The organism is Akkermansia massiliensis (assembly GCF_018847375.1).
GTDB lineage: Bacteria > Verrucomicrobiota > Verrucomicrobiia > Verrucomicrobiales > Akkermansiaceae > Akkermansia > Akkermansia massiliensis.
In genome coordinates, this window is sequence record NZ_CP072036.1 from 1,354,667 (window position 1) to 1,368,557 (window position 13,891).

Consider the following 13,891-nt stretch of genomic DNA (forward strand, 5'->3'; position numbering starts at 1 on the left):
AAAAAGACCGGGACAGCGCACTTTAAGTGCCGACTAACTTACACTCTCTCTCGATGCTGATTCAAAATGCAGACCGTACTACCTACGGGATCAATAAAATTGTCGTTTCCATCCTCGCATTCGTCATCTTCTTCGTTGTCGGGTTCGTTTCGTGGCAATGGATGGGGGTGGCTCCGGAACCGTGGCGGCTGCGCACGCTGGTGCTGACGCCGCTGACGATGTCCCTGCTGCTGTATGTCTGCTGTGACCAGCTGGGCGTTTACTACCGGTGCATGACGCTGGGCGGAAGCATCCGGCGGTTTGTCATGGCGTACGCCTGTTTTGTGGTGTTGAGCGTAGTGACGTGGAAGTACTTTGTTCCCTTTTCCGCGAACATTATTGTCCAGACCCTGGCCTATCTGCTCACGTTCCTGGGCGCCCTCTGGCTGCGCATCAGCCGGTTCCGGGCGGAAAAGAGGCTGGTGGAGGAGGCCCCCACGCTGGTGGTGGGCATTCCGGACCATGTGAAGGAGTTCCGCAAGATGCTGGAAAGCGACCATGTGGACTTCAAGGATGAACTGCTGGTGATGGCTCCGGAAGAGGTGGACCGCGCGGAGGTCAGGAATTTGCTGATCAAGGGCTGCATCAGCAAGGTGGTGTTTCTTCCGGAGGAGGTGGACTCCGCCGTGGCGCGGTGCCTGGTGGAGCTGTGCGGCAAGATGGGAGTGGATTTTTACGCGAGCATGGTAGTGAGCATGCCCGACGTGCATAAAACCTATTTTGGCGTGCTGGGAGGAACCAGAATGCTGGTGTACAAGTCCACCCCCATTCCCTACACCACCTCCTGGCAGTTGAAAAAGATACTGGACTGGGTGGGCGCGCTCCTGCTTCTGGTGGGCACGTTCCCCCTGTGGGTGCTGGCGGCCGTAGGCATCAAGCTGTCTGACCGCGGTCCCGTCTTCTACCGCCAGAAGCGTTCCGGCCTGTATGGCCGGGAATTCGGCATGTGGAAATTCCGCACCATGTACCGGGATGCGGACAAGAGGCTGGATGAGGTGAAGGCCAGTTACGGCAACGACATGAACGGCCCCATCTTCAAGCTGGAGCATGACCCTCGCATCTTCCCCTTCGGCCGCTTCCTGCGCAAATTCAGCATAGACGAACTTCCCCAGCTCATCAACGTGCTGAAAGGGGAAATGAGCCTGGTGGGGCCGCGGCCGCTCCCCGTTTATGAGACGGAGGCCTTTACCAGTGACGCCCACCGCCGCAGGCTGAGCGTTTTGCCCGGGGTGACGGGGTACTGGCAGATAGCCGGGCGCAGCAACATCCGGGAATTTGAAAAACTGGTGGAGCTGGACATGGAGTACATTGACAACTGGTCCCTGTGGCTGGATGTCAAACTGCTCCTGAAAACTGTCCCGGCGGTGCTGTTCGCCCGCGGGGCGAAGTGACGCTCCGCCTTTCCCCGCATCCCTGAAATGCAAGCCGGAGGCCGTCGTTTGCAACGGGATTTGGAGGGGGCTGGCGCCTCGTGGCAGGCCGGTGCAGGCCCGTTTTTGAAAGGAATGCGGACGGCTGGCAACGGGTGCTTGGAATATTTGGTTGAAAATGAAGAAAATTGTTGCGGGGCGGAGACTTTAACCTTGAGGTGCGGAAAGGGATGGGGCAGAATCAGCCCACTATGGATTTAGTTCAGCGAGAAATCTCTAAAGAAACGGTGACTCCGTATTTCATCGAGTATTTCGGTCAGGAGCCGACTCACGTGGCTGCGGCGCCGGGGCGTGTGAACCTCATCGGTGAGCACACGGATTATAATAATGGCTTTGTGATGCCCATGGCGCTTGATAACCACTGTGTTGTGGCTGTGGCTCCCTCCCCCGTGGGCAAGCACCGCTTCTGCGGCTCCCTGGGCGACCAGATCCATGAAATTGCGGTGGAGGACGCCCTGGTTCCCGGCGATCCGTTCTGGTCCAACTACGTCCGCGGCGTCCTGGCCAACCTGCACAGGCGCGGCATAGAAATCGGGCCGGTGGACATGCTGATTGACAGCAACGTGCCCCGCGGCGGCGGCCTTTCCTCCAGCGCCGCTCTTGAAGTTTCCGTCTGCACGGCGCTTGCCGCCTTCGCCGGGGTTGAAATTGATCCCAAGGAAGTGGCCTTGATCGGCCAGGCCGTGGAACATGAATTCGTGAACGTTCCCTGCGGTATCATGGACCAGTTTATTTCCGCCAACGGAAAGAAGGGCATGGCCCTCAAGCTGGACTGCGCCACGCTGGAATATGAACTGGTGCCGATGAACAACGAGTCCGTCTCCGTGCTGGTGCTGGACAGCGCCGTGAAGCACTCCCTGGCGGACGGAGCCTACGGCCAGCGCCGCAAGCAGTGCGAGGAAGCCTCCGCCATCATGGGCGTGCCCTCCCTGCGGGAAGCCACGCTGGAGCTGCTGGAATCCTTCAAGGAACAGCTTGGCGACGTGCGCTACCGCCGCGCCCGCCACGTCATTGGTGAAAACGCCCGCGTAAACGCCTTTGCGAACGCCCTTGCCCGCGGCGACTGGGATGAAGCCGGCGTAGCCATGCGCGGCAGCCACGCCTCCCTGCGTGACGATTATGAAGTTTCCTGCGCGGAAGTGGATACCCTGGTTTCCCTCTGCGACCGCATTCCTTCCGCATCCTCCATTTACGGCGCGCGCATGACGGGCGGCGGCTTCGGCGGGTGCATCGTGGCCCTGGTGAAGACGGAAGACGTGGACAAGGTGGCCCGCGAGCTTCTGGACGGCTACTGTCAGGAAACGGGCATTGAAACCACTTACCTTGTGACCTGTGCCGGAGAAGGCGCCCGTGTCCTGTACCAAGCTTAATCCATACTGATTATGAGAACACTAGCAACCATATTCGGGGCTCTGGCCCTGATGACGTGGGGCGTTTCCGCCCAGGAGGGCTCCGTGCCCGCACCGGCGGCTGATGCGCAGCCCGCCCTGGCCGCTCCGGCCGTGACCCCCGCTGCGGAAGCACAGCCGGCTGCGGAACTTCAGCCGGCGGCCCCCGCCGCCGTCGCCTCCCAGACAGCTCCGGAAGCCTCCGCTGAACCCAAGACAGCCCCCCTTTCCATAACGGAAGTCATCCTGTTCTGTGTGGTTGTGGTGGGCGTAATCGCCCTGGGCATCTGGAAAAGCCGTGATCCTGAGGAAACGGAGGAAGAAAAGAAGACCAAAGGCGCTTCAGACTACTTCCTGGCCGGCCGCGGCCTGACCTGGTGGCTGGTAGGCTTCTCCCTGATCGCCGCCAACATTTCCACGGAACAGTTTGTGGGGATGTCCGGCAAGGCCGCCAACTGGGTTGGCATGGCGATCGCCGGGTATGAATGGCTGGCCGCCATCACGCTGGTAGTCGTGGCCTTCTGCTTCCTTCCCAAGCTGCTGAAGGGCGGTGTATACACCATTCCCGAATTCCTGGAATACCGCTATAATACGCTGGCGCGTTCCCTCATGGCCATTGCTACGCTGCTGATTCTGGTGGGCGTGCCGACTGCGGGCGTGATTTACGCCGGCGCCAAGGTTATCTCCGTGTTCTTTACGGGGTACACTGCCATGGGCATTGACTTCGGCAACATCACCGTGGGCTGCATCATCATTGCCTTCTGTGCTACGGTATACGTGTTCGTGGGCGGTTTGAAAGCCTGCGCCTGGACGGACCTGTTCTGGGGCGCCGCCCTGATTGTAGGCGGCGGCGTGGTGGCATATTTTGCCCTGATGGCGCTGAGCGGTGCGGACCCGAACCATCTGGTGCAGTCTGCCGCCGCCAATTCCGGCGCAACGGTCGCTTCCCTGGGAAATCCCTCGGACAGCCTCTGGCACGGGGTGACGCGCTTCTTTGAACTCAACTCCGGCGATGCGGCCAGCGGCGTGAATACCGTGGGCGGCAAGCTCCACATGATCCGCCCTGCTGACGATGCGGAAATCCCGTGGACGGCCCTTTGCCTGGGTCTCTGGATTCCCAACTTCTTCTACTGGGGCCTGAACCAGTACATCATGCAGCGTACGCTGGCTTCCAAGTCTCTGGCGGAAGGCCAGATGGGCATCGTGTTCGCCGCGTTCCTCAAGCTCATCATTCCGTTTGTGGTGGTGGTTCCCGGCATTCTGGCCTACAACCTGTACCGCAATGACCTGAAGGAACAGGCAGAAGTGAAGTATGCGGCGGAAATCCGCAAGGCGGAAAATCCCGAGGCCGTCAAGGGCCGTCCCGTCATCTACAAGCTTACGGACAGCTTCCTGGTGGAAAACGTGGAAGAAGGCTGCGCCCACGCCCTGCATAACGCGGAGGTGATGAAGGTTGGCGGCGAGGTCATGGCCGAATTGAAACAGGCCTGCGCCGATCTGAAGGCGGATGCCGCCAATGACCAGACTACTCTGGCGGAACGCGCTCCGTTCGTGGAAAAGATCGCCTCGCTTAACAGCAAGATCATCAAGCCGGCCGTAGACAACTCGGACAACTATTATTTGACGGATACCCTGGTGGGCTTTGACTATGACTCCGCCTTCGGCACGCTGATCAGGAAGCTGCTGCCCGGCACGGGCTGGACGTGGTTTGTGCTTGCCGCACTCTTCGGCGCGGTGGTGTCTTCCCTGGCGTCCATGCTGAACTCCGCCTCCACCATCTTTACGATGGACATTTACAACAAGCTGCGCAGGAACGCGAAGCCCACGGAGCTTGTTACTGTTGGCAAGATCGGCCTGCTGGTGTGCGCCGTGATTGCGCTGTGCATTGCGCCGTTCCTGGACAGCCCGGCTTTCGGAGGAATCTTCAACTTCATCCAGGAATTCCAGGGCTTCCTGAGTCCTGGCGCCCTGTGTGTGTTCCTCTTCGGCTTCTTCGTGCCCAAGTGCCCGCGCATCTTCGGCTGGCTGGGTATTGTCATCAATGCCCTCCTGTACGGAGCCTTGAAGATATGGCAGCCGGAAATGGCCTTCCTGAACCGCATGGCCGTGTGCTTTATTACGGTGGTGATCATCGGCTTCATCTTCACGGCAGTGAACGCCGCCCGCGGCGGACAGTCCATCGTGCTGCCCGATAGAGGCGTGGTGGCCCTCCAGTCCTCTTCACGCGCCAAGATATTCGGCTGGTTCGTGATTGCCGCGACGGTTGCCCTGTACATCATCTTCTGGTAACGGGCAGGGGCGTTAAGCCTGTGTTTTTCAATCCCTCCGGTCCGGACCGGGGGGGATTTTTTGTGCCCGGAAAGGAGGATGAACCTGCCCTGAAGCCCTTGGAGCGGAAAAGGATGTCAAAACGGATGACAAATGCTTTCTTGTTGTATCTAAACGAATTGCGTGTGAAATTGAAAAAATGGGACTTTTTTTTCATCTATCGTGTGAACCTGGGAGGCGGGTTCGAGTCAAATCCCTTGTTGATCGTCAATCAAAGGAAAGACGTCAACAGGATATAAGCAAACGGAAAAACTCCATCTCTGTTGATGATATGAAAATGCGTTTATGTATAATGTCGCTCCTTGCTCTCCTGTGCTCCGCACCGGGATGGGGGAAAACGACAATGGTTTCGTTCGGCGAAAGTTCGAACACCTATTCCGCTCCGTGGAATTTGGCAAGCGGTACAATGACAAGTGGCAACCGCACGACCGGCAATTCCATGAAAGCTACGGACGGTACGGCGTCCGCGATTCAGGTTACGTATAACATCTCCGGCGGTCTGCTCGGAGGAGTGCAGGCTACCAACAGCAACATGTACGGTACGCACACGATCGGGACCGGCGGCCTGAACATGTGGAAGCAGGCTTACGGCTATGACCTGGATGCCGCCAAGACCACCCGCGGGTGGAATGAGACCCTGGTTCTTGGGGTGGGAGGCCTCGTCGCCCCCGGTGACGTTAGCGTCACCGGATTTCAGGCCAATAGTTCCTATACGATGTCTTCCGTGTTCACCATAAGCGGCTTGGCAAATGTGGCCACGTGGGGAACGAACAGCCCCGTGAACCTGACCGGTACCGGTATCAACGTCAAGAATATCTATCTGGCCGGCTCCAACGGGCAGGTAGTGGATCTGCTTCATATCAGCGGCGGTAGCCTGGCTACCCTGCTTTCCAGCGGTACGTTCATGCTGACCTGGCAGTTTGAAACCAATTCTTCTTTCAATCCCAGCTCTTCGGTCACGATGGACTTCTCCGACAGCCTGCTTTCCCTGGCCGGCGACTACGGAATGTCCGCCCTGGCAGTCAGGGACGGAATGCCGAGCCTGGCTGTTCCGGAACCGGCCACGGCTTCCCTCAGCCTTTTTGGACTGGCGGCCCTGCTGATGCGCCGCCGCCGTTCCCGTTAAACCTGTCCCGGTAAAAAATAACTCATGGTTTAAAGGCAGCCGGTGAAACACCCGGCTGTCTTTTATTCATCTTCCAGAAGCATGCTGCGGAGGGAGTCGAAAAAGTTTCCGGACTCCTCTTCCGTCGCTTCCGCATTCATGAGATCCTCCCATTTGGAATAATCCATCAGGTGGGGAGGAATTTCACTCAGGAAGGAGGAACGCTGGCAGGGCATGCGGTCCCCGTAGCGCAGGCGCGTGGCGCAATAGGTCAGCATGAGTTTTTCCTGGGCGCGCGTGATGCCCACGTAAAGCAGGCGGCGTTCTTCGTCACAGTTGCCGTCTTCCAGGGAACGCTTGTGAGGCAGGATGCCTTCTTCCAGCCCCACGAGGTACACCACCGGGAATTCCAGCCCCTTGGCGGCGTGCATGGTAATCAGGCACACGCCGGGCTTGTTCTCCACGTCGTCGTCATTGTCCTCCTTGTCCAGAGTGACCTGGGCCAGATAGTCCCGGAGGGTTTTTCCGGGCTGCCAGAAGTTGCGGAGGGAGGCTTTCACGTCCCCGATGGATACCAGCCGCTTCTGGATTTCTGCCTCCGTCTTGCACAGGCGCGTGACGTACTCGCTGAATCCGGTTTCTTCAATGAGCTGTTCCAGGGCGTCTCCAAAATCGGTCTCCTTATCCTGGAAAAGGTCGATGTATCTGGCAATCAGGTCGTTGAACTCCAGCACGCTGTTGCGGGCGCGGGTGGAGAGTGTGGCCAGGAATTCGTCGTCCTGCAGGGCGGCCCATACGCTGTTGCCGTGTTCCCGGCTCCAGTCGATGGCCAGGTGGCTGGTCAGCTCGCTGATGCCGCGCGGGGGCGTATTGAGGATGCGCAGCAGGTATTCGTCAGCCTGCGGGTTTTCGATGGTCGCCAGGTAGGAAATGAGGTCCTTCACCTCCTTGCGGTCAAAGAAGCTCTGCGCCCCCACCATGCGGTAGGGAATCTTGTGCTCCCGGAGCGTCTGTTCAATAATGCGGCTCTGGGTGTTGGCCCGGAACAGGATGGCGAAATCCTCCCAGGGGCGCTCCTCCTGCCTGCGGACGTTTTCAATGTCCGTGATGATGAACTCCGCTTCCTCCGCGTCTCCGGGCATGGAAATCAGCCTCACTGCTTCTCCGCCGCCCTTGTGGGCGCGCAGCGTCTTGTCCCTCCGGCCCAGGTTGTGGCGGATCAGGGCGTTGGCCGCGTCCAGGATGGGGGCGGTGCAGCGGTAATTCTCCTCCAGCTTGATGACGGCGGGGTTCGGGAAAAAGCGTTCGAACTCCAGGATGTTGCTGATCTGGGCGCCGCGCCAGCCGTAGATGGACTGGTCGTCGTCGCCTACCACGCAGACGTTGTGCGCGGGCCCCACCAAATGTCCCAGCAGGCTCATCTGGAGGCTGTTGGTATCCTGGAACTCATCCACGGTGATATAGCGGAAGCGCTGCTGCCACGCCTCCCTGACGTCCCGGTGCTCCTTCAGCAGCTTGTCCGCCAGAATCAGCAGGTCGTCAAAATCCACGGAATTCTGCGCCTGAAGCTCCCGCTGGTAGGAGGCGGCGATGTTGGCCGTCAGGTTGTCTTCAATGGAATCCAGGCCCAGGCCGCTATTCTTCATCCGGCTCATGGCGGACAGCACGTCCTTGGGGGTGATTTTTTCCGTGATGCCGCCGTGGCGTACGATCAGGCGCCGGATCAGTCCGCTCTGCTCGGAACCGCTGTAAATGGTGAAATTGGTCTTGTACCCCAGCCGGCCTATGTCCTCCCGCAGGATGCGCACGCAGAGGGAATGGAAGGTGCTCACCATGATCTGGCGCGCCGCCTTCCGTTCCACCATCTGGCCTACGCGCTCCCTCATTTCCAGGGCGGCCTTGTTCGTGAACGTCACGGCCAGGATGCTTTTGGGGCTGATGCCGCGGTCCACCATGTGGGCGATGCGGCAGGTGACGGTGCGCGTCTTGCCCGTTCCGGCCCCGGCTAGGATCAGCACGGGCCCCTGCAGGGTCTGTACGGCCTTCCTCTGGGCCGCGTTCAGGCTCTCCATGGAAAAGGACTTGGCCATTTACACGTCAAAATGGATGTCTTTCAAATTCGGGTGGCCGGCGATGAGCTGGGAGATGTTCATGCGCGTACTTCCTTCAAGCTGGACGTTCGTCACCAGCAGGCCGCCGCTTCCGCAGGCGATCAGCAGCCCCTGTTCTCCGGCGGAAAGCACCTGGCCCGGTTTCCCTTCCGCCTCCGGAACGATGGAGAAGCCGGGAAAGATTTTCATGTTGCGGATACGCTTCTTGCGGTTCCAGTAATTGGTGAAGGTGCCGGGCCACGGGTCATACGCCCGGATCATGCGTCCGATTTCCTCTGCGGGGCGCGTCCAGTCAATCTTTCCGTCCGCACGCAGGAGCTTGGGAGCGTACGTCGCCAGGAATTCCTTCTGGGGGACGCGTGTGGCGGTTCCCTTTTCAATGGCGTGGATGGCTGGGAGCAATACGTCCGGCGTCATCTGGGCCAGCTTGTCGTGCAGGGAGCCGCCGGTTTCCGTGCCTTCCAGCGGGGTGCTGATCTGGGCGATGATGTCCCCGGCGTCCAGCTTTTTGACGATGTGCATGATGGTGATTCCCGTCTCGGAATCGCCGGACTTGATGGCGGACTGGATGCAGGCCGCTCCGCGGTGGCGCGGCAGCAGGGAGGCATGGGCGTTGATGCAGCCCATGGGCGCCATGTCAATCACCTCCTGGCTCAGGATCTGCCCGTACGCCATGACCGCGATCAGGTCCGGATTCAGCCTTTTAAGGTTGATCAGCGCGTCCGGAGTCCGCAGGGAGTGCGGCTGGAGCACGGGAATGCCCGCTTCTCTGGCAATGTTCTTGATAGCGGGAGCCGTAAGCACCTGGTGCCTGCCGACGGGGCGGTCAGGCTGCGTGACCAGGCCTACCAGGTCCGAGTTACGGACCAGGCTGCGGAAGGCGGGAATGGCAATGTCGCCTGTGCCCATGAAGACGATGCGCATGGCTGAAAGCTTGCCCTGACGGCCTGCGCAGGTCAATGTTAAATCCGGATTCGGGAGGGGAATAATGGTGTGCAAATGCTGTTTTGCGGTCCTTTTCCGTCCGCGGGCCGCAGGGGCCTTTCGGCCCTTGCAGACAAAACCTCTTCGATTCATTCCGGATTGGATCCAATGATGAAGGCCGGGAGGCCTTCATTCCCGGCAGGGCGTTTTCACGCAGTCCGCGGGAAGGTGTTTTTCCGTGTTTCCCGCTGGCTGCCCCGCCGGGAACAAGGCTCTTCCGGCCCCTGCCGTCAAGGCAGGCGCTGCGCCGGATCTGCCGGAAGAAGCTCTGCGGGCGTGCCCGTCTTCCTGCAAGAAGTTCTTTCCGATTGACTGGAATACTGGTATATCCTGTCCCATGGAGAAGAGAAGGCTGCCGCGAATTCTGATCGTGACTGCGGGATACGGGGAAGGGCACAATTCCGCCGCCAGGGGTGTGCGGGATGCCCTCGCAGGGCGCGCGGAAGTCCGCGTGACGGACCTGTGCGCGGAGGCGATGCCCCGGATGTTCCGCCTGACGCGCGCCGCCTACCTGTGGATTATTTCCCGCCTGCCCCGCCTCTGGAAGCTGATGTACGAGGTGAGCGACAAGCGCAACCTGGCGGAAAAACCCGTCAAGGGGCTCGCTCCCGTGGAGCGTTTTCTGGAACGGCTGCTGCGGGATTGGAAGCCGGACGCCGTGGTCTGCACGTACATGGTGTATCCCTACATGCTGGATTCCCTGGCGGCCCGCACGGGGAACGCGGTGCCGTACTTGACCGTTGTGACGGATTCCTTCGTCATCAATAAGTCCTGGCTGTGTTCGGAGTCCCCCCTGTGGGCCGTGACGGACCCCTGGACGCGGGAAATCATGGTGGAGAAGGGGCTTCCTCCGGACAGGGTGCGCGTCACGGGATTCCCCGTCAATCCCGGCCTGGGGGCGCTGGCGCGGGAGTGCCCCGTTTCCTGGAAGGCGGGCGAGCCGTTCCGGGTGCTTTATTTTGCCCAGCGTTCCGCACGGCATGCGCGCGCGGAGCTGGAGGCCATGCTGGAGGCGGACCCCTCCATACGCGTCACCTGCATCCTGGGCCGCCGGTTCAGGCGCATTTACCCCCATATCCGGGATTTGCGCGCCAGATACGGGCATAGGCTGGCCGTGCGCGGCTGGACGCGCCGCGTGCCCTTCTATCTCGCCGCCAGCCATGTGGTGGTTGGGAAAGCGGGAGGGGCCACCGTGCATGAGGTGCTGGCGTCTGCACGGCCCATGCTGGTAAACTTTCTTCTTCCGGGCCAGGAGGAGGGCAACGCCCGCCTGCTGGAAAAACTGGGCGGCGGCCGCCATGTGCCGGACGCCCGTGCCCTGGCTGCCGCCTTGCGGGAGATGGTAGAGGAAGGCGGTGCGCCGTGGAGGCGCATGCATGAAAATTTGGTGAAGGCGGAGATGACCGGGGGAAGCGGCAAGATAGCGGATTTGGTCTTGAAACTGGCGGAGGAACGTACTAACTGATTTCCGTGACTTATCTGCTGATCGACAATTCCAATACGCGCACCAAGTTCGTGCTTTCCACGCCGGACGCCCTGCTGCCGGAACGGTACATGATTCCCACCCGGGAGGTGAGCGAGGAACGGCTGGATGAAGTGCTGGCCGGCGTCCATTACGATGCCGCCGTGGTGTGCTCCGTAGTGCCGCGCGTGGGGGAGGTGCTGAAAAACTGGATAGGCAAGCCGTGCCATTTCCTTTCCTGCGATTCCCGGCTGGGCGTGGGCATCGACTACCCCCACCCGCGCCAGATAGGAGCCGACAGGCTGGCGAACGCCGTGGGCGCCGCGGCCTATTACGGCTGCCCGTGCGTCGTGGTGGACTTCGGCACTGCGGTGACCTTTGACGTGATCGGCCCCCAATGCACCTATCTGGGCGGCGTCATTGCTCCAGGGCTTGCCAGCATGGGGGATTACCTGGAGCGCAATACCGCCCTTCTTCCCGCCATCGACCCGCAGGAGCCCGCCCATGCCATCGGAACCAGTACGGTGGAGGCCATGCAGTCCGGCGCCGTGTACGGCTACCGGGGGCTGGTGAAGGAAATCCTGGCCCGGCTGGAGGAGGAGCTGGGCACGCGCCCGGCCGTGGTGGCTACGGGCGGGGACGCCGCGCTGATCGCCAGGGGCGTGGAGCGCATCGACCATGTGGACCCGGATATTACGCTGAACGGTTTGCGGATAGCTGCCGTGCTTAATCTTTGAAGAACGGGCAACGGCCTGGCCGGGAGCTTGTTACTTCCGGCGAGGGGGCCGGATGACACGTAAAAACTCATAAATAGGTGTTGCAAATTGCGTATACCCCATGTAGTATCCATGAACCTTAACAATAAATATCATGTCTGACAACAGCATCGAAGAAAAAGTAAGAAGTATCATCGTTGAGCAACTTGGCGTTGAATCCGATAAAGTGACTGCTGATGCGAAATTCATCGAGGATCTCGGTGCTGATTCGCTGGATACCGTTGAACTCGTGATGGCTTTCGAAGAAAACTTTGACATCGAAGTACCCGACGAAGAAGCTGAAAAGCTTCAGTCCGTTGCCGATGTCGTTGCTTACATCGAAAAGGTTCAGGGTTAAGTTGAACTGCTAAAAATCCTTTATTACAAAAGCGGCTTCCCTGTCCAAGGCAAGGAAGCCGCTTTTTCATGGAAAGCTCCCGGCTTCTTCTTCCATGAGTGATCTGCCCTCCTTCTCCCGTGACGATATCCGCTATGCGGCGGAAATGACCCGGGTGGTTTATGAACCGGACCGTCGCATTGATACCTTTGGCGATACCAGGTTCAATTTCCTTCTCCTCAGCGAGCTGATGGATGAAGCGGGCGTGGTGCGCGTGCGCAGCGGCTGGGTGGAGGCGGAAAAGCCGAAGATCATACGCCCTTCCGTTTACAATGAAGTCAGTACGGAGGGCTTTTCCGGAGAGGCCAAGCGCTTCTTTGACTGGCTTTCCAAGAACGGACCGGGCTTTTTGACGCTGCTGGAATACGGCTTCAGGTTCAAGAGGTCGGAAGTGAATGAGGAAATTCTGCATGAACCCCTTGATGCCGTGCGCGGCCGTCTGCTGGACCAGGTGCGCAACGGAGAGGATACGTTCATGGCCCTCATTGAAGGGGTGGATGACGCATGGGAGGTCTCCCTCTTGAAATTCACCGTGGAAATGATACAAAAATCCCATGAGATCAATATCTTTGACTTCAAGCGCAAGGGTCTTCTTTAGCCTTCTGGCGGCGGCCTGCTGCGCCCAGGGAGTTTTTGCGGACGGGGAAAACTATTCCCTCTGGCCGCGCCGTCCGGAAGCCCTGGCGGAAGCCCGGCGCCTGATGGACCGGGGGAGCCTGCCGCAGGCTCTGGAGCTGTTGCAGCCCCTGGTGGAGCAGGGCGGCGTGGTGGGGAGGGAAGCGAAGGATCTCATCGGCAGCCTGCGCATCCGGCAATTGCTGGACCCCAACGGGCCGGACGTGAAGAAGTACACCGTACGGAGAGGGGATTCCTGGATACGCATGGTCAGGAAGCTGGACTGCTCCCAGGCCATGGTGATGCACCTCAACGGCCTGATGGACATTCCCGTTCTGCATGCGGGGGATGTGCTCAAGTACCGTCCCCTGGATTTTCATGTAGTGGTGAACGTGCCGGAGAAGGAAGTCTGCCTGTACGACGGGACGAATTTTGTGAAGGGCTATCCCATTCTCTCCATGAAGGACGGAGGAAAAAAGAATTTGGAGACGTCCGTCAAGGACGAGCAGGCCCCTGTTTCCATTTACAGCAAGCAGTTTCCCTCTGCGGACAAAACGCTGGTGCTGGCGGCGGGGGGCTATGTCATTGACGTTTCCCGCGGAGCTCCCCGTTCACCGGGCTTTTATTTGAGCCGGCAGGACTGCAATGAGCTGGCCATGCTGACCCGTGCGGGCACGAAGGTGACCATTCTGAGGGAGAAGGGAGCGGCGCAGTGAGGCTGGTCATTCAACGCGTCACGGAGGCTGCCGTGCACATCGGCGGCGTCTGTGCGGGAAGCACGGGTCCGGGCCTGATGATTCTGGCGGGCATTGAAGAGGCGGATACGGAAGAGGATGTGCGCTGGCTTGCCAAAAAGGCGGCGGACATGCGTATTTTTTCCGATGCGGAGGGGAAGATGAATCTTTCCGTGAAGGAAATGGGGGGGAGTGTTCTGGTGGTGAGCCAGTTTACGCTGCACGCCTCCACCAGGAAGGGCAACAGGCCCTCCTTCATCCGCGCTGCAAGGCCGGAGCAGGCCGTTCCCCTGTATGAACTGTTCAAGAGGGAACTGGCGTCCTTGCTGGAAGGCAGGGTGGAAAGCGGCGAATTTGGCGCGGATATGCAGGTTTCCCTGGTCAACGACGGTCCGGTGACCATTTTCATGGATTCCCGTAACAGGGAGTGACGGGAGGGGTGAGAGTGGAGAGTGGAGAGTGGAGAGGCCTTGCGGAATGGGGACTGCCTCCATCCGGAAGTGACAGGGCCAATAAAGGGAAGCCGTACCGCTTTTGCGTTTG

At 59.8% G+C, this 13,891-nt stretch carries 12 protein-coding genes; 10 read left to right on the forward strand and 2 right to left on the reverse strand.

Annotated features, from left to right (window positions below):
- Nucleotides 1–53: 53 nt before the first annotated feature.
- From J5W70_RS05625 to J5W70_RS05640, 4 genes are all read left to right on the forward strand, one after another.
- A complete protein-coding gene (locus tag J5W70_RS05625; protein WP_102721131.1) occupies nucleotides 54–1,430 on the forward strand; it encodes a sugar transferase in 1,377 nt (458 codons plus the stop codon).
- A gap of 230 nt (nucleotides 1,431–1,660) precedes the next feature.
- A complete protein-coding gene (gene galK / locus J5W70_RS05630) occupies nucleotides 1,661–2,839 on the forward strand; it encodes a galactokinase (RefSeq protein WP_215840622.1) in 1,179 nt (392 codons plus the stop codon).
- Nucleotides 2,840–2,851: 12 nt separating this feature from the next.
- A complete protein-coding gene (locus J5W70_RS05635; RefSeq protein ID WP_022396899.1) occupies nucleotides 2,852–5,146 on the forward strand; it encodes a sodium:solute symporter family transporter in 2,295 nt (764 codons plus the stop codon).
- Nucleotides 5,147–5,624: 478 nt separating this feature from the next.
- The gene (locus tag J5W70_RS05640; RefSeq protein WP_180973005.1) at nucleotides 5,625–6,311 is read left to right on the forward strand and encodes a PEP-CTERM sorting domain-containing protein; all 687 of its coding nucleotides are present in this window, start codon (nucleotides 5,625–5,627) and stop codon (nucleotides 6,309–6,311) included.
- Between the two features lie 62 nt (nucleotides 6,312–6,373).
- Here the strand turns inward: J5W70_RS05640 and J5W70_RS05645 are convergent, their stop codons facing one another.
- Together J5W70_RS05645 and fmt are read right to left on the reverse strand one after the other, a co-directional pair.
- Nucleotides 6,374–8,380 carry an ATP-dependent helicase gene (locus tag J5W70_RS05645; RefSeq protein ID WP_022396897.1) on the reverse strand — a complete coding sequence of 669 codons (2,007 nt, stop codon included), beginning with the start codon at nucleotides 8,378–8,380 and terminating at the stop codon, nucleotides 6,374–6,376.
- Nucleotides 8,381–9,325, reverse strand: a complete 945-nt coding sequence (gene fmt, locus J5W70_RS05650; RefSeq protein WP_022396896.1) for a methionyl-tRNA formyltransferase — start codon at nucleotides 9,323–9,325, stop codon at nucleotides 8,381–8,383.
- Nucleotides 9,326–9,722: 397 nt separating this feature from the next.
- Here fmt and J5W70_RS05655 point away from each other — a divergent pair, with 397 nt between their 5' ends.
- From J5W70_RS05655 to dtd, 6 genes are all read left to right on the forward strand, one after another.
- The gene (locus J5W70_RS05655) at nucleotides 9,723–10,850 is read left to right on the forward strand and encodes an MGDG synthase family glycosyltransferase (RefSeq protein ID WP_022396895.1); all 1,128 of its coding nucleotides are present in this window, start codon (nucleotides 9,723–9,725) and stop codon (nucleotides 10,848–10,850) included.
- A 5-nt stretch (nucleotides 10,851–10,855) separates the two neighbouring features.
- A complete protein-coding gene (locus J5W70_RS05660) occupies nucleotides 10,856–11,584 on the forward strand; it encodes a type III pantothenate kinase (protein ID WP_022396894.1) in 729 nt (242 codons plus the stop codon).
- Nucleotides 11,585–11,717: 133 nt separating this feature from the next.
- The gene (locus J5W70_RS05665; protein ID WP_022396893.1) at nucleotides 11,718–11,960 is read left to right on the forward strand and encodes an acyl carrier protein; all 243 of its coding nucleotides are present in this window, start codon (nucleotides 11,718–11,720) and stop codon (nucleotides 11,958–11,960) included.
- Between the two features lie 94 nt (nucleotides 11,961–12,054).
- Nucleotides 12,055–12,597, forward strand: coding sequence for a hypothetical protein (locus tag J5W70_RS05670; protein WP_022396892.1), 543 nt, complete (start codon nucleotides 12,055–12,057; stop codon nucleotides 12,595–12,597).
- Complete coding sequence (locus tag J5W70_RS05675; RefSeq protein ID WP_102721137.1) at nucleotides 12,569–13,330, forward strand: LysM peptidoglycan-binding domain-containing protein; 762 nt, start codon at nucleotides 12,569–12,571, stop codon at nucleotides 13,328–13,330. Before J5W70_RS05670 ends, J5W70_RS05675 begins: the two co-directional genes overlap by 29 nt.
- Nucleotides 13,327–13,779 carry a D-aminoacyl-tRNA deacylase gene (gene dtd, locus J5W70_RS05680; RefSeq protein WP_022396890.1) on the forward strand — a complete coding sequence of 151 codons (453 nt, stop codon included), beginning with the start codon at nucleotides 13,327–13,329 and terminating at the stop codon, nucleotides 13,777–13,779. Before J5W70_RS05675 ends, dtd begins: the two co-directional genes overlap by 4 nt.
- The last annotated feature ends 112 nt before the right edge of the window (nucleotides 13,780–13,891 follow it).